12 protein-coding genes are annotated in these 16,650 nt (G+C 73.1%); 4 read left to right on the top strand and 8 right to left on the bottom strand.

All coding sequences use genetic code 11. From position 1 onward, the window contains the following. Window position 1: 1 nt before the first annotated feature. The 3 genes from ABD709_RS19460 to ABD709_RS19450 all read right to left on the bottom strand — a co-directional run bounded on the left by ABD709_RS19460 (window position 2) and on the right by ABD709_RS19450 (window position 2,685). Entirely contained in the window at window positions 2–874 is an 873-nt protein-coding gene (locus ABD709_RS19460) for an MlaE family ABC transporter permease (protein ID WP_344778573.1), read from the bottom strand. 1 nt (window position 875) lies between these two features. Then, on the bottom strand, window positions 876–1,700 hold the full coding sequence (locus ABD709_RS19455; RefSeq protein ID WP_344778571.1) for an MlaE family ABC transporter permease: 825 nt from the start codon (window positions 1,698–1,700) through the stop codon (window positions 876–878). Between the two features lie 67 nt (window positions 1,701–1,767). Continuing rightward, window positions 1,768–2,685: a DNA-3-methyladenine glycosylase family protein gene (locus tag ABD709_RS19450; protein ID WP_344778640.1), complete on the bottom strand. Its 918-nt coding sequence runs from the start codon at window positions 2,683–2,685 to the stop codon at window positions 1,768–1,770. A gap of 47 nt (window positions 2,686–2,732) precedes the next feature. On the opposite strand from ABD709_RS19450, the gene ABD709_RS19445 reads away from it, so the two are divergent. From ABD709_RS19445 to ABD709_RS19430, 4 genes are all read left to right on the top strand, one after another. Then, window positions 2,733–3,323, top strand: coding sequence for a TetR/AcrR family transcriptional regulator (locus tag ABD709_RS19445; protein ID WP_344778569.1), 591 nt, complete (start codon window positions 2,733–2,735; stop codon window positions 3,321–3,323). 85 nt (window positions 3,324–3,408) lie between these two features. Further along, window positions 3,409–4,977: an ATP-dependent DNA ligase gene (locus ABD709_RS19440; protein WP_344778567.1), complete on the top strand. Its 1,569-nt coding sequence runs from the start codon at window positions 3,409–3,411 to the stop codon at window positions 4,975–4,977. An 11-nt stretch (window positions 4,978–4,988) separates the two neighbouring features. Continuing rightward, on the top strand, window positions 4,989–5,666 hold the full coding sequence (locus ABD709_RS19435; RefSeq protein ID WP_344778565.1) for a response regulator transcription factor: 678 nt from the start codon (window positions 4,989–4,991) through the stop codon (window positions 5,664–5,666). A 70-nt stretch (window positions 5,667–5,736) separates the two neighbouring features. Further along, window positions 5,737–6,084, top strand: a complete 348-nt coding sequence (locus ABD709_RS19430; protein WP_344778563.1) for a response regulator — start codon at window positions 5,737–5,739, stop codon at window positions 6,082–6,084. 16 nt (window positions 6,085–6,100) lie between these two features. Here the strand turns inward: ABD709_RS19430 and ABD709_RS19425 are convergent, their stop codons facing one another. From ABD709_RS19425 to ABD709_RS19405, 5 genes are read right to left on the bottom strand one after another with little or no spacing between them, the layout of a single operon-like run. Beyond that, window positions 6,101–7,684, bottom strand: a complete 1,584-nt coding sequence (locus ABD709_RS19425) for a GAF domain-containing sensor histidine kinase (protein WP_344778561.1) — start codon at window positions 7,682–7,684, stop codon at window positions 6,101–6,103. Window positions 7,685–7,712: 28 nt separating this feature from the next. After that, window positions 7,713–9,326, bottom strand: coding sequence for an ABC transporter permease (locus ABD709_RS19420; RefSeq protein WP_344778559.1), 1,614 nt, complete (start codon window positions 9,324–9,326; stop codon window positions 7,713–7,715). Beyond that, entirely contained in the window at window positions 9,326–11,758 is a 2,433-nt protein-coding gene (locus ABD709_RS19415; protein WP_344778557.1) for an ABC transporter permease, read from the bottom strand. The genes ABD709_RS19420 and ABD709_RS19415 overlap by 1 nt, the downstream gene beginning before the upstream one ends. Then, window positions 11,758–14,163: an ABC transporter permease gene (locus ABD709_RS19410; RefSeq protein WP_344778555.1), complete on the bottom strand. Its 2,406-nt coding sequence runs from the start codon at window positions 14,161–14,163 to the stop codon at window positions 11,758–11,760. Before ABD709_RS19410 ends, ABD709_RS19415 begins: the two co-directional genes overlap by 1 nt. Then, on the bottom strand, window positions 14,163–16,646 hold the full coding sequence (locus tag ABD709_RS19405; protein WP_344778553.1) for an FtsX-like permease family protein: 2,484 nt from the start codon (window positions 16,644–16,646) through the stop codon (window positions 14,163–14,165). Before ABD709_RS19405 ends, ABD709_RS19410 begins: the two co-directional genes overlap by 1 nt. Window positions 16,647–16,650: the final 4 nt, after the last annotated feature.

Raw genomic sequence — 16,650 nt, 5'->3', positions numbered from 1 at the left:
CTCACCCGGAGATCCGGAAGCCCGGATCCCCGCCCCAGAAGATCAGCGTCAGCACCATGTCGATCACGACGACCGACACGATGCTGGCGCGGACCGCCGTACCCGTTGCCTCGCCGACCGCCTGCGGGCCGCCGCCGACGTTCATGCCGTACCAGCAGTGGATGAGCGCGACCATCATCGCGAAGATGACGATCTTGACGACCGACAGCATGATGTCGCGGCCCTGGATGAGCGAGGAGAAGTAGTGGTCGTACTGCCCGGGCGACTGCCCGAACAGCACCACGACCGAGAGCTGGCTCGCGATGTAGCTCCCGATCAGGCCGATCAGGTAGAGCGGGACGATCGCGACCATGGCCGCGAACACGCGGGTCGCGACGACGTAGCGCATCGGGTCGACCGCCATCACCTCGAGGGCGTCGATCTCCTCGTGGATCTTCATCGAGCCGATCTGCGCGGTGAACCGGCAGCCCACCTGCGCCGCGAGCGCGAGCGCCGCGATGAGCGGAGCGAGCTCGCGGGTGTTGGCGCTGGCGGAGATGAAGCCGCTCAGCGGGGCCAGGCCGACCAGCTCGAGGCCGTTGAAGCCCTCGATGCCGAGCGAGGTGCCGGCCGCGAGCGAGAGCAGCACCATCACGCCGACGGTGCCGCCACCGACGAGGAGCGCGCCGCTGCCCCACGCGATGTCCTTGAGCTGGCGGAGCATCTCCTTGGGATAGAGCGCCAGCATGGACGGCAGGGACTTGATGATGTCGAAGGCGAAGGTGGCGAACGAGCCGAGCTTGGCCAGCGACCCCATCAGCCCGTCGACGGCCCCCACCAGCGAGTCGGAGACCCGGTCGCCGATGGAGCGGGCACGCGGTTGCACGTCGACCACGTCAGCCTCCTGAGGGGAACAGCATCACGTAGGCCTGGGTGAGGCCGACGTTGACGACGGCGAGCAGGATCACGCTGAGCACGACGGCCTGGTTGACGGCGTCCGCCACCGCCTTCGGTCCGCCGTGGGCGTTGAGGCCCTTCTGGGCGGCGACGACGATGGCGATGAAACCGAAGATCAGTGCCTTCAGCTCGGCGACGAACAGGTCCATGGGCTGCGAGAGCCCGACGAACGAGTTGATGTAGGTCCCCGACGAGATCTGGCCGCCGCCGACGACCATGATGAACGCGGTGATCATGGCGGCCATCGCGACGATCGCGGTCAGCAGCACAGCGACCAGGAGCGCGGCGAGGATGCGCGGCGCGACCAGGCGCTGGATGGGCGAGATGCCCATGACCTTGAGGGCGTCGATCTCCTCCCGCGCGGTTCGCGCGCCGAGGTCGGCGCAGACGGCGGAGCCGACCGCGCCCGCGATCATCAGCGAGGTGACCAGGGGCGCTCCCTGGCGGAGCACCCCGATCCCGTTGACGGCGCCGATGAAGCTGTTGGCGCCGATCTGGTTGGCCGCGCCACCGATCTGCACCGAGGTGATCACGCCGAACGGGATCGCGACGAGGATCGTCGGCAGCAGCGACACGCGGATCATGAACCAGCACTGCAGGAGGAACTCGGTCCAGGAGAACCTGCGCGTGACGATGTCGGTGATCCCGAACTGCACGGACTCGATGCCGAGCTTCACGAGCTCACCGGACGTGTTGATGCCCTTCTTGAACCGGCCCGAGAAGCTGTCGAGGAGCGTTTTGCCGCTCGCTGCGATCGTCGCCATACGCCGCCCTCGTTCCCGTCCAGCCCATCTGCCTGTTCCTCGGTGTAACAGTTATCACGTCATTTGGTCACGGTGGTAGGTGTCCAGGAACGGCGAGACGGGGTCCGCGGCGCGGTCGGCGCAGCCCGGCGGCGCCGAGGAGGAGCGGGACGCGCCCCCGTTGCGGGCGCCACGGCTCGAGCAGCACGGCCATCTCGGCGTCGTCGACCGGCGTGCCGGTGAGGGCCCAGCCGACGTCCTTCGCGACGTGGAAGTCACCGAACGACACGGCGTCGGGGTCGCCCAGCGCGCGCTGCCGCACCTCGGCGCTGGTCCACGCACCCACGCCCGGCAGGGACCGGAGCCGGCGGTCCGCCGACGCGGGGTCGGCGGTGACGCGCTCGAGCGCGGTGGCGTGCCGCGCGGCGGTGACGACCGTGCGCGAGCGGGACTCGTCGATCCCGAGGCGCAGCCACTCCCAGGACGGCACCGCCCGGATCGCGCCCGGCTCGGGCTGGAGCCACAGGCCGACGTCCGCGCCGGGGCCGGGCGCCGGCTCGCCGTACCGCCGCACCAGGGTGCGGAAGCCCGCGAACGCCTGCTTGCCCGTCACCCGCTGCTCGATCACGGCGGGCACCAGCGACTCTGTCACCAGGCCGGTGCGGCCGAGCCGCAGATGGGGGTGCCGGCGCCAGGCCTCGGCCACGACGGGGTGCTGGGGCTCGAAGCCGGACCAGTCGTCCGCGGCGCCGAGCAGGTCGGGCAGCTGCGCCAGCGCCCAGGCCGCACCCGGGCCCCAGGCCTCGGCGACCACCTCGCCGTCGCGCCGGCGTACGTCGAGCGCGAGCGTTGCCGGACCCTCGGGAGTGCGGCTCGCCCGCCACTGCCGGCCGCCGACGTCGAGCCGGAGCGTCGGGTCCCCGCTCCCCCGCCGCTGCTGGGCGAGGATGGCGACGACCGGGCAGGGCCAGTCCGGCCGCCATGTGCGAGTCGCCTCCGAGGTCATCGCCACGCACACTAGTGTCCTCCGCACCCGAGCTGCCGAGGAGCGATGTGCCAGTCGAGACCAGCCGTGGTCGCCGCGCCCGGCTCGACCAGGAGGCGGTGCTCACCGCCGCGGAGGAGATCGTCGACCGCGACGGCTACGACTCGCTGACGATGACCCTCCTTGCGGGCGAGCTCGACGCGCGGGTGTCCTCGCTCTACAACCACGTCGAGAACCTCGAGGACCTCCGGTCGCTCGTGCAGCTGCGGGCGATGCGGCTGCTCGGTGACCAGGTGCGGCAGGCCGCGGCCGGGCACGCGGGTGCCGACGGCCTGCGGGTCCTCAGCCACGCCCTCCGGTCCTTCGCGCGCTCGCACCCGCAGCGCTACGCCGCGATCACCCGGCCGGCCATCGACGGCGAGGCGTTCTTCGACGCCGCGAGCGAGACGATCGAGGCGCTCGCGGTCATGGTCCGCTCGGCCGGCCTGCCGGAGGAGCGGATCATCTCCACCGGCATCGCGGTCTTCGCGGCCCTGCACGGCTTCGTGTCGCTCGAGGTCGCCGGGTACTTCGACGGCGTCGACGGCGACCTCGACGAGGTGTACGAGCTGGTCGTCCGCGGCGCGGTGACGGCGGCGGTGCTGGAGGCGACGAAGTGAGGAGGAACGCCGGCCGAGGAACGAGGTCGAGCGGTTCCGACGAGCGAGGAGCCTCGCGAGCGCAGCGAGCGGAGGCGACTCACCGATGAGGCTGGCCGAGCTCGTCGCCGTCTCGGCGGCGGTCGCGGCGACCCGGTCGCGCAAGGAGAAGACGGCACTCATCGCCGACCTCCTCGGGCGGACCGAGCCGGACGAGCGGGCCCTGGTCGCGCACTACCTGAGCGGGCGGCTCCGCCAGCGGCGCACGGGCCTCGGGTGGCGCGGCCTCCAGCAGCTGCCGCCGGCGGCCGAGCAGCCGGGTGCGCTGACGGTGGGCGAGGTCGACGCCGCGTTCGAGAGCATCTCGCGGCTGTCCGGGCCCGGCTCGGCCGGTGCCCGGTCGGCCGCGGTCGCCGAGCTCTTCGGCCGCGCGACCGCCGAGGAGCAGGCCTGGCTGCGCGCGATCGCCGTGGGTGAGGTCCGCCAGGGTGCGCTCGACGCGATCGTGATCGAGGCGGTCGCGGCGGCCGCCGCCGTCCCGCTCGGAGAAGTACGCCGAGCGGCGATGCTCGCCGGCGGGGCGACCTATGCCGTCGACGCGGCCTTCTCCGGCGTCGAAGCGCTCCACGCCATCGGCCTCACCGTCGGCCGCCCGGTCCTGCCGATGCTCGCGTCGTCCGCTCCCGACCTCGCGTCCGCACTCGAGAAGCTCGGCGGACGCCAGGTCGCGGTGGACGCGAAGCTCGACGGCATCCGGATCCAGGTGCACCGCTCGGGTGCGGACGTGGTCGTCGCGACCCGCAGCCTGGAGCAGATCACGCACCGGCTGCCCGAGGTCGTGGAAGCGGTCCTGGCGCTGCCGGCCACCGACCTGGTGCTCGACGGCGAGGCGATCGCCCTCGACGAGGACGGCCGGCCGCGCCCGTTCCAGGAGACGGCGTCGCGGACCGCGAGCAGGCCCGACCCTGAGGGCGGGCGGGCGGGGACGAAGCAGGGGGTCGCCGTGACGCCGTACTTCTTCGACGTCCTCCACCTCGACGGGCGCGACCTGATCGACCTCCCCGCGTCGGAGCGCTGGACGGCCCTGGACGCCCTCGTCCCCGAGCGGCACCGGGTCCCCCGCTGGGTCGGACAGGCGGACGACGTCGAGGCCGCCCAGGCCTTCACCGACCTCGTGCTCGCGGGCGGGCACGAGGGCGTGGTGGTGAAGGACGTGGCGGCGCCCTGGGAGGCCGGTCGGCGCGGCGCCGCGTGGGTCAAGGTCAAGCCGGTGCACACGCTCGACCTCGTCGTGCTCGCTGTCGAGTGGGGCTCCGGACGACGCCGGGGCTGGCTGTCCAACATCCACCTCGGCGCGCGCGACGAGACCAGCCCGACCGGTTTCGTCATGCTCGGGAAGACGTTCAAGGGGATGACGGACGCGATGCTCGCGTGGCAGACCGAGCGGTTCACCGAGCTCGCACTCGACCCCGCCGCGGTGGCCGACCAGCACGTGGTGCAGGTGCGGCCCGAGCAGGTCGTCGAGATCGCGTTCGACGGCCTGCAGCGCTCGAGCCGCTACCCCGGCGGGCTGGCCCTGCGGTTCGCGCGAGTGGTGCGCTACCGGGACGACAAGTCGGCGGACGAGGCCGACGACCTCGCGACAGTTCGAGACGTGGGGAACATTCGGCAATAGGCTCCGCGGGCATGACCCTGCGCGTGGTGATCGCCGAGGACTCGATCCTCGTGCGCGAGGGCGTGCGCCAGCTCATCGAGCGCCAGCCCGACCTCTCCGTCGTGGCCGCGGCAGGTGACCTCGACGAGGTGCGCACGGCGCTCGCTGCCCAGCACGCCGACGAGCCGGTCGACGTGGTGGTGACCGATGTCCGGATGCCGCCGACGTTCACCGACGAGGGGATCCAGCTGGCCGTCGAGCTGCGGCACTCGCACCCGGACGTCGGCGTCGTCGTGCTGTCGCAGTACGCCGAGGCGGTCTATGCCCGCGACCTGCTCGCCGACGGCAGCGCAGGCCGCGCCTACCTGCTCAAGGAGCGGGTGAGCGACCCCGACGAGCTCGGGTCGGCGATCCGGGCCGTCGCCCAGCAGCGCTCGGTCGTCGACCCGGCGATCGTCGAGCTCCTGGTCCGGCCGCCGTCGGAGCGGTCGCCGCTGGCCCAGCTCACCCCCCGCGAGCGGGAGGTCCTCGACCACGTCGCCCAGGGGAAGTCGAACGCCGGCGTCGCCGCGGCGCTCTTCCTCACCGAGCGCTCGGTGGAGAAGCACATCAACGCCGTCTTCTCGAAGCTCGGTCTCGAGATGGCCCCGGACACCAACCGCCGGGTCGCCGCCGTGCTGCTCCACCTCGCCGACAGCCGGGACGGCTGACGCCAGCACCAACGCCGCGGTGTTGCTACCCCCACTGGCGGTGCCGGGTGGGACCAACGAGAATTACGCCGTGGAGGTTCTCATCGTCGACGACCAGCCGCCGTTCCGCGCCGTGGCAGGCCAGCTGGTCTCGCTCATCGGGTGGCACCTCGCCGGAGAGGCGGAGTCCGGCGAGCTGGCGGTCGAGGCCGCGCGGACCCTCCACCCCGGGCTGGTGCTGATGGACATCAACCTCCCCGGCATCAGCGGCATCGAGGCGACGCGGAAGATCACCGACGAGATGCCGGACGTGCGGGTGGTGCTGCTGTCGACGTACGCCGAGGACGACCTGCCGGCCGACGCCCGCGACTGCGGCGCGCTGGCCTACGTCCACAAGGAGGACCTCACTCCTCGGGTGCTGCGCGACCTGATCGCTTGATTGCCCGGGCCGCCGGTCAGGCCGGCACCTCCGCCGCGAGCGGCTCGCCGGGGATCGTGAGCACCAGCCGCGTCCCCTCCCCCGGCGCCGAGTGCACCACGAGCTCGCCGCCGAGCGCACCCAGCCGGTCGCGCATGTTCGTGAACCCGTGCCCCTCCGCGTGCTCCGTCGCGTCGTACCCGGCGCCGTCGTCGGCGATCTCCACGACCAGCCGGCCGTCGGCGCCCCGGACCGTCAGCTCGACCTCGGCACCCTCGCCGGCGTACTTCGCGGCGTTCTGGAGGGCCTCGGTCGAGCAGAAGTACGCCGCCGTCTCCACCGTCTCCGGGTAGCGCCCGGGCAGGTCCACCTCGACCCGGCACGGCAGACCGGCGCGATTGGCGGCCGTGCGCAGCGCCTCGCCGAGGCCGCGGTCGCGCAGCAGCGGCGGGTAGATGCCGTGCGCGAGCGCGCGCACCTCGTCGATCGTCGCCTGGACGTCCTTGCGCAGGTCGCCGAGCATCTGCGCCACCATCTCGCCGTCGCCGTCCTCGGCGACATTGGCGACCAGGCCGATCTTCACCGCGAGCGCCACCAGGTGCTGCTGCGCGCCGTCGTGCAGATTGCGCTCGATGCCGCGGCGCGCCGCGTCGGACGCCGCCACGATGCGCAGCCGGGAGGCCTGCAGCTCCTCGTTGCGCTCGGCGAGCTCCTCGAGGGAGGCCTGGAGCGCGGAGTCGAGCTGGACGTTGTGCAGCGCGAGCCCGAGCTGGTGGGCGAGCTCGACCAGAGCCGCCTCGTCGGCGTCCTCGAACTCCTGGGTACCCGGAGGGCGCACCACGACCACGAGGCCGTGCAGGTCGCCGAGGTGGGCGACCGGGACCACCCGGAAGTCGCCGTGCGGCTCCTCCGGCACGAGGGTCGGCAGCCAGACGGAGACCCAGGCCGGCCCTCCGATCCGCGTCCGCGCGACGGTCGTGGCCTCCGCCCCGGAGACGCGGAGCATCGCCGGCGGCATCGTCGGCACGCTCGTCGTACGGCGCATCGCGTCCGCTGTGCCGGTCCAGATCTCGGCCCGGGTCCCGGGCACCGTCTCGCGCAGCGACTCGGCCAGCTGGAGCATCAGCTCGTCCATCGGCACCGAGCGGCTCATCTTCGCTCCGAAGGCGCTGACGACCTCACCGGTCGACGGCTTCTCCTCGTGGAGCAGCGACCGCACCCACTCGGCGATGCGCCCGCGCACCGGCGGCACCAGCAGGGCCGCGACGGTCGCCGCGAACAGGCTGGACAGCATCACCTCGCGCTCGTGGCCGTCGGGGCTGCCGTTGATGCCGACCACGAGCACCAGGTAGACGGCGACGACGACGAGGGCCGAGCCCGACACCGCCGCCGAGTGCACGAGGACCGACGCGGCCATCCGGTCGCTGACCAGCCATCGCGACCCGACCAGTGCCACCGGCGCGAGCGCCAGCAGCACCAGGAACCAGAAGCCGGGGTGCCGCGGGACGTTGGTCATCAGGTGGAGCGCCCACAGGGAGGCGCCCGCACCGACGGCCGCCACGACGGTGGCCAGGAACCACCGCCGTTGCGTCCTCGTCACCAGGATCGTCGTGTCGGCCATCCTCATCCCCTCCTCGGTTCGGCGAGCATCACTCGGCCCTCAAGATCGTCGTGACCGGCAGGCGGCCGGCGCGGTAGGCGGGCGCTGCGGCGAGCGTCACCGCGTAGGTGTGCGGTCGCGCGGACCCCAGGTCGGTGACGATGCGCCCCACGACGTCCGGGTCCCGCGCGTCCGGCCCCACCTCGACGAGCACCTGGTGCAGTCCGGGTACGGCGAACAGCGAGTCATAGGCGGAAGGAGTGATCCATCCGCCCTCGTGGTACTGGGTCTCGACGCTCGTCGGCACGAAGCCGATCCCCACGACGGTCAGCGTCCGGCTGCTCCTGCTGCCAGCCAGCAGGACCCGCGAGCCGACCGAGAGGTGCAGCTGGTCGGCGGTGGTAGGAGCCAGCGTGACTTCATCCGCGGTCCGAGGCATCCGCCCAGCCGAGAGCACCGTGTCCACCGCGTCGTGGGACGTGTCGATCGACCAGAGCACCACCGAACCGGTTCCGGCCGGCGTCGTCACCGCGCCCGTCAGCGTGTCGGTCACGTGCTCCACGTACGGGAGCGCGCGCAGGTCCGACTCGAGCTGTCGTGCGGGGAGCACTTCGACGCCGTTGTAGCCCGCGACGATGCCCGCCTGCCAGGTCTGACCGAACCGGGCGGGATTGTCGAGGGCCTCGGAGAGGCCCGCGCCGAACACCAGCACGCCCACCACTCCGGCCACGCCGACGACCGCACCCACCATGCCGGGGAGCACCGGCACCGAGCTCGGACCGCGGCCGCGCTCGAGCGCGAACCTCGTTCCGAGCTGCACCGCCGGGGCGGCCGCGGTCCGGCGGACGACGCCGACGATCGTCGAGGGCCGGGAAGGTCGCTCTGCCGACGCCGTCAGGGGCAGCCGTGCGACGACGCAGGTCCACCCCAGCAGCAGCGTGAGCGCCAGAACGGTCACGGTCGCAAGCACCGGCAGGTCGATGTCGATGCCGGGCGACGGCTCCAGGTCGGCGGCCGTGCCGATCGGGAGCCATCGCGACGCGACGATGGACGTGCCGACCGCGACGGCGAGACCTACGACTGCCGCGAGGCCAGGACCGACGGCGGCCGCCCCGACCGCCTGGCCGGGACCGAGCCCCAAGGCCCCTGCGGCGCGGAGTCCGTCGCCGTCAGCAGCGACGTAGCGTGCGATCCACTGACCGACCAGGACCATCGCCGCCACCAGTGCGGCACCGGCGAAGCCCAGCATCCAGGCGGCCTCGAAGCCCGCGGAGTGCCGGACCCGGTCGTAGCGGTCCCCGAGGTCGACGACGTCGGGATAGCCGGACTGCTCGGCCAGGTCGGCCCGCAGTCGCGGGAGGTCGGCGGCGCCGTCGCGGAGCCGCACGAGCGCGTTCGCGGGCGCGTACTCACCGCTGCCCCACAGGTTGTCGGCGTACTGCGTCGTGCCCACGCCCACGTCGTAGGTGTCGGCGAACTGCTGGGTGACGACCGCCTCGTCGGCACGCGCGGGGTCGTAGACACGGCCGGCGAGGACGACCGGTCGCTCGATGGTCCGGAGCATGTCGTCGCGGACCGGGGGCAGGTCGAGCACGACGAGAGACCGCCACCGCCGACGTATGTCGAGCCGGGCGAAGGCCCAGGCTCCAGCCCACGCGGCCATCACTCGGTCCTCAGGACGGTGGCCGCGGGGGTGCGCGCCGCGCCGTGGGCCGGCAGAGCGGCGAGCAGCACTCCGAGCAGCAGCGCGCCCGGGACCAGGAGCAGGAGCGCAGTCAAGGGGAAGGGCGCGGCGTACTGGAGCGGCGTGTAGGTCGCGACCGGTCGCCACAGGCTCCGGCCCGCGGCGACCCCGAGCGGGATCCCGACCGCGAGGCCGACCAGCATCATCACGGTCGCCTGCGTGGTGACGACCAGACGGGTCTGCCCCGGCGTCAGTCCCAGGGCGCGCATCACCGCGACGTCCCGGGAACGGCGCCGCACGGCCAGCGTGAGCGCGTGGCCGAGGGCACCGACCGAGAGCAAGCCGAGGAACAGTCCGAGCACGCGGGGAAGGTCGCGGACCTGCTGGAGCGAGGAGCGGCGGTCGGCCAGGTCGGGCCCGTCGACGGTCAGCCCCTGCTTCGCCAGGTTCGGCAGTGCTGCCGCGACGTCGTGCTGGATCTTCGCCAGCGCCTGATCGGGGGGCACCGACCCGTCGGTCGTGTAGAGCAGGCACCGGAAGAGGAACTTCTCGAAGAGTCGGTGCCAGCCGTCGTCGGTGACCCACCCGCCGTCGTGGTAGGAGTTCGTTCCTCCAGCCTCGGGCATGAGTGCCTCGCCGACGACCTCGAGCCCGACCGACGCGTGGTCGCCCGTCAGCTCCACGGTGTCCCCGACCTGTACGCCGAGCGCGTCGAGGCTGTCGGGCGCGAGCGCGACCTCGCCGGCCGTCTCGGGCATCCGCCCGTCCAGCACCACGGCCCGGTAGACGCCGTCGTAGCTGAAGAGCTGGACCGAGCCGGAACCGTCCGGCTCGGTGGCCACGGAGGACAGCGAGCTCGCCACGCCGCTCATGTAGGAGAACTTCTCCGCCGTGTGCAGCACGACGTCCTTGGGGTCGTAGTCGGTGTTGCCGTAGCCGACGAAGCTGACCGCCTGCTCGGTCTGACCGAACCGCTCGGGGTCGTCGACGGCATCGGCGATCGCGCCGTCGAACACGATGGCGCCCGTGGCGCCGAGCAGGCCGAGCACGGCCCCCACCAGTGCCGGACGCACGGGCACCGCGCTCCGGCCGGCGCCGGGCTCGAGCGCGAAGCGGGTGCCGAGCGACACCGGCACCGGGAGCCCGGCGTTGGCGGCGGCAGTGGCGACCCGCGAGCGCCGGGCCTGCGCCCGCGACCGCGCCGCCAGCAGCGCCCGCCATCCCGCCAGTACGGCGAGCGCCGCCGCGACGAGCAGCAGCAGGGCCGCTCCCCCGCCCAGGACCGCCGGATCGACGTCGACGCCGGGATCGGGCTCCACCAGCGCCGCGGAGCCGATGGGGAACCACGGGGACGCCGCGACCGCGGCACCCACGGCGGCGAGCAGTCCGGCCCCGACCGCCAGCAGCGGGCCGACGCACACCGTGAGCACGAGGCGCGACGGCGTCGCGCCGAGGGCCAGCGCGGTCGGGAGCTCGGCCGCGCCGTACGCGATGTGCCGGCTGATCGCCTGCCCGATGACGAAGAGGGCCGCGAGGACAGCGGCTGCGCAGAACGCCGCGAGGCACGCGGACTCGAACCCGATCCGGTGGCGTCCGATCCGGTCGACCACGTCGATGTCCCACACGTCGACGTCGGAGCGGCCGGTCAGCCGCTCGAGGTCGCTGCGCAACCTGGGGATGTCAGCGGCCCCGTGGTCGAGCCGGACCTGCGCGTTGACCGCCGACCGGAGTCCGGGCCGCTTGGCGTCCTCGGGCCCCAGGACGTTCTCCGGGTAGGTCGCCGCGATCGCCGGGGACACGATGACCACGCCGTGCCGGCCGGGCAGGTCGTAGTTCCACGGGCTGCGGATCGCTCCGACGATCTGCACGTCGACGTGGGGGCCGTGCAGCCGATCGGCCGGCAGGTTGTCGTAGTTCACCTCGTACGGCGCCGGCAGGGCGAGGGTCAGGTGGTCGCCCACCTGGTCGCCGTACTCGCTGAGGAACTGCGGGGTCACCACGACCTCGTGGACATCGTCCGGGTCGAGCATCCGGCCCTCGAGCACGACCGGGCGCTCGACCGTGAACAGGTCGTCCGCGCCGACCGGCGGGTACGTCACGACGTCCGGCGAGTAGTCGCCCACGATCGCGAGTGGATCCGTGATCGCCAGCTCCGCGAGGGCCGTGACGTACGGGAGGTCGCGCACGGCCTGCCAGTCGAAGTCGGGAGTGTTCGCGAGCACGAAGGCGTCGGCCGGGCGGGTCACCGCCTCCAGGCGGTCCGGTGCCGTCGCGCCGCGGTGCGTGGCCGCGGCGGCGGTCAGCACGACGGCCCCTGCGACGGCCGTGAGCACGGCGATGGCGGCGAGCGAGCGCCAGCGGCGACGCACGTCCCACCGGAGCCAGGTCCACGTGGCCCCGAGCCCGCCCATCACTCGGCCCTCAGCACGGCGGCGAGCGGGATCCGCGCCGCCCGCCGGGCGGGCAGGACGGCGAGGAGCACGGTCAGCCCCAGCGAGGCGCCGACCACCCAGAGGACCGCGGACATCGAGGTGGGCGGTACGAACTGCAGCGGCAGCGTCTCCGCGACGGTCCGCCAGAGCGCCCGGCCGAGGACGAGCCCGAGCGGCGCGCCGTACAGCAGGCCGACGGTGACGAAGGTGAGTGCCTGGACGGCGACCGTGGCTGCGGCCTGACCGCCGGTCATGCCGAGGGCGCGGACGACGGCAAGATCGCCTTCGCGGCGGCGGACGGCCAACACGAGGGCGTTGCCGACCACGCCGATGCCGAGCAGGGCCAGGAACGCGGCCAGGACCGCCGGGAAGCGGCGCACGCTGCGGAGGTTCTGGACGGCATCTACCGGCTGCGGCGGGCCGAAGTCGGCGCCGGTGTCGGCATCGAGCCGCTTGATCAAGGTGTCGGACGAGAGCGAGTCGCTGGCGACCAGCAGGGTGTGGAAGTGGAAGTCGTCGAAGAGCAGCGGGTACGAAGACGCCACCACCCAGGCGCCGTCGGTGTAGCCGTTGTGAGCGCCGGGCGGGAGGAACCCGGTGCCCACGACCTGGTAGGAGCGGGTCGCCGCCGAGCCCGTCAGGGAGACCTGGTCCCCGACGCCCACGCCCAGAGCGTCAGCGGTGACCGTCCCCAGCATCACCTCGTCGGTTGCTGCCGGCGCACGGCCGTGCGTCACGACCGGCCCCATCGCCTTCGGCCCGGACCCTCCGGAGTAGACGACCATCGGCAGCCGGTCGTCGTCCGCCGTTGCGTTGCCCTGCCGTGCGTCGAGCACCCCGTCCACGTAAGGAAGGCTGCGCACCTGGTCGAGCAGCTTTCCGGGGTCGCCGTAGTCCTGGCCTCCGAAGCCCACGAACGTCTCGGCCTGCTGGATCTGGCCGAACCGGACCGGATGGGTGATCGCGTCGTCGATGCCGTGCGCGAACACGAGCGCGGCCACGCAACCTGCGGCCGCCGCGATCGCACCGATCTGGGCCGGACGCACCGGTACGGCGTCCTTGCCCCGCTGCGGCTCGAGAGCGAGGCGGGTACCGAGCACGACGGGCACCGGCGCAGAGACCTGGGTGAACCAGGCGGCCACCTTCGACACCCGCGGCGCATGCTCCCCGCGACGTCGGACCGCTCGACGCCAGGATGCCGCGACGGCCACGAAGGTGAGGAACAGCGCGGCCGCGGCCAGCACTGCTGACAGCACGACCGGGTCGAGGTCGCGCCCCGGGCCCGGCTCGTACCGCCGGGCCGACCCGACCGGGAACCACTGCGAGGCGATCCACGCACCGGTCACACCGAGCACGGCGCCGACGACGGCTGCGAGCGCAGCCGGCACGGTGGCCGCGCCGACGACCTGGCCCGGTGACATCCCGAGGGCGGGGCCGGGCGCCAGCCGCTCGATCCCGGCCGCCGCGGTCCTCGCGACGAGCCCGCCGACGAGGAACCCCGCGGCAACCAGAGCGACCAGGCCGAAGGCCGCCAGCGTCCGGGCCTCGAAGCGGATGTTGTCGCGGGCCGGCCGGTTGTACTTGACCTCGGTGTCCCACACGTCGACGTCGGTCTGCCCCGTCAGCCGCCGGGCGTCCTTGGTCAGCGCCGCGATGTCACGCGCCGGATCGTCCAGCCGGAAGATGGAGATGACGGTCATCCTGCTGAGCGGCGCCCCGCCGAGGAGGTTGTCCGAGTAGGCGGTCAGGGTGGCCGGCGACAACGCGGCCTGACCGTCCGGTTCGGCGGCGTCCGCCGTCATCCAGACGCTCCGCACGACGCCCACGACCCGCCAGCCGACCACCGGGCCGTGGGGGTCCTGGACCGGCTCCTGGCGCCGGACTGCCCGGGCGGCCTGGGACGCGTCGGGCAGCTGGACGCGCAGCGTGTCGCCGACGGCGAGGCCGTGGGCGTCCGCGAACTCGGGCGTGATCACGAGCTCGTCGGGGGTGTTCGGGTCGTAGGGCCGGCCATCCAGGACGACGGGCACGTCGATCGTGCGGAACCACTGGTCGTCGGTGGGGGTCGTGAGCCAGTCGTCGCCCTGCGGCTGCACGTCCAGCGGCCGGGCTCCTGCAATCGCGGCAAGCCCGGCCCGTGCCTCGACGTACGGGAGCTGGTCGAACTCGCTCCAGGGGTACTGGATCTGGGGGTTCGCCGGGATCACCGCGTTGAAGGCCCGCGTCTGCTCCACGAGCCGGTCGAGCGCGGTGCCGCCGCGAATCGCGCCGGCGAACGCCGTGGCGACCGTGCCCGACGCGAGTGCGACGACCATCGCGAGCAGCAGGAGCGAGACCCACCGGTGCCGGAGCTCGTGCCGGACCCAGAGCCGGACCCCGCCCACTACTCGGCCCTCAGGACCGCCGCCAGCCGGGCGCGGCCCGCGCGCCGGGCAGGCAGCGCGGCCAGCACGTTGACGACCAGCAGCGCAGCGGGCGCGACGAGCAGCAGGACCAGCACCGGCGTGGGCGGCAGGTACTGCACGGGCGTGAAGCCCGCGACCCAGCGCCACGCCGTGCGGCCGAGCGCGACGCCGATCGGTACGCCGAACGCGAGCCCGAACAGGGCCAGCACGCAGGCCTGCACGACCACGACGAGGCGGCTCTGGGCCGGCGTGAGGCCCAGCGCGCGGAGCACGGCGAGGTCGACCGCGCGTCGCCGTACGGCGGTCGCCAGAGCGTGGCCGATGGCGCCGATGGCGAGGAGGACCAGGAACGCGGCGAGCGCCACCGGCAGCCGACGCACCTCCTCCAGCACCTGGACCGTGCCGTTGTGGCGGACGTCGAGGTCCTCGAGCGGCGTGACGACGCTCATGCAGGTGGGATCGGTGCTCCCCCTGCACGCCTTCGTCGCGAGCTCCTGGAGCTTCGGTTCTGCGGCGAGGATGTCACTGTTGAGGCGTGCGATGCCGGCGTCGTCCTGGTAGGACGGCGCCAGCGCGATGTGCAGGACGTGGAACTTGTAGTCGGTGAACAGGGTGTCGTAGCCGTTGTCGGTGATCCAGCCGCCCTCGTCGTAGTCGTTGTGCGGTCCGGTCGGCAGGAAGACCTCGCCGACGATGTGGAGCCGGCGCGAGCGGTCGCCCGAGGTCAGCGAGATCGTGTCCCCCACGTGCAGACCGGTGTAGTCGAGCGACCCGGACCCGAGCGCGACCTCGTCGGCTGTCTCGGGCATCCGACCGGAGAGAACCGTCGACCCGAGCGGCTTCGTCCCGGGAGACCAGCTCCACAGCTGGAGCGAGCCCTGGCCGTGCGGAAGGTCCGCCACCTGGCCGCGCGAGTCGTTCACGCCGGTGACCTCGGGCAGCTCGTCGAGCGCGTCGACCACGGGCGCGGAGGGCAGGAAGTCGTGTCCGCCGTAACCGACGAAGCCCATCGCCTGGTAGGTCTGGCCGAACCTCTCGGGGTGGTCGGCCGCGTCGTTGATGCCGTGGGACAGGACGCCGACGGCGACGACGCCCAGCACCCCGAACAGCGCACCGACCAGCGCCGGGCGGACCGGCACGGCGGAGCGACCGGTGCCGCGCTCCAGCGCGAACCGGATGCCGACGACGAGCGGGACCGGGGCGTCGGCGTTCGCAGCCGTGGCCGCCGTCGTGGAGACGCGAGCCTTGCCCGCGACCGACCTCCGGGCGGCCGACGCGGAGCTCACGACTGCGCCCGCCACGACCAGGGCGATGATCGCCAGGAACCCCACCGGGAGGACCGCCCAGTCGACCCGCACGCCGGGCTCGGGCTCCACCGCGCGCGCAGAGCCGAGGGGGAACCACGGTGAGCTCGCGACGGCGGCGAGCGCTGCCAGCAGCGCGCCGACGCCCCCGGCGATGATCGGGTTGACCGTCGCGGCGACGAGCACCTGGCGGGGGGTCATGCCGAGGGCGCGGGCGGTGTCCAGCTCGGTCGTGGCCGCGGCGGCGTACCGGCCGATCGCCTGGCCGACGAGCACGACGGCGGCGACCACGGCCGCCAGGCCGAAGGCTGCCAGGAAGCCCGCCTCGTGTCGGCCGATGGCCTCGAGGTGGTCGTAGCCGGCGTCGTAGTCCCAGACGTCGATGGACTTGCCCGAGATCCTCTCGATGTCCGCGCGCAGGCGCGGGATGTCGGCGGCGCCGTGCTCCAGCCGGAACCCGGCGTTCTCCCAGCCCGCCTTGCCCGTGGCACCCATGATGTTGGCGCGGTAGGTGGAGAACAGTGCGGGTGAGAGCGTGATCGCGCCACCGCCGCCACCGTCCTGCACCGCCCACGGGGTCACCACCTTGCCGACGATGTGGACCGTGATCGTCGGTCCGGCGTAGTCGTCGTAGGCCATGTCGTCGGTCGCACCGGTGTCGGCCTGATCCGGGGTCGGCAGCCGGACCTGGATGGTCGACCCGACGCCCAGTCCGTCGGACTCGCCCCAGTCACCGGTGATGACGGCCTCCGAGGGGTCGTCGAAGTCGAGCATCCGGCCGTCGAGCACGACCGGCCGCTCCATGGTGCGCATCCAGGTGTCGTCGTCGCGGAGGAAGTCGATGCTGTCCTCGAGCACCTTGTCCTTCTGTGCCTGCTGGATCTTGGGGGTGGCGGCGAGCACGAAGTGGGTGCTCGCGACGACGTAGGGCAGCTGGTCGATCGGCGTCCAGTCGAAGCCCGGGATGTTCGCGACGGCGAGCGCGTCGACCGGGAGGGTCTGGTCGCGCAGTCGCGGCATGGCGCTGTCCCCGCGGTGCGCACCTGCGAACGCCGTGAGGACGACCCCGCCGGCGAACGCCACGAGCAGCGTCAGCACGACGAGGGACTTCCACCGGCGGCCGACGTCCAGGCGCAACCAGATGAGGGCAGCGGACATGGGA

This window comes from Nocardioides panacisoli, from assembly GCF_039537325.1.
GTDB classification, from domain to species: Bacteria; Actinomycetota; Actinomycetes; order Propionibacteriales; family Nocardioidaceae; genus Nocardioides; species Nocardioides panacisoli.
The sequence above is the reverse complement of the archived record's forward strand: the minus strand, read 5'-3'. Positions and strand labels throughout refer to the sequence as shown.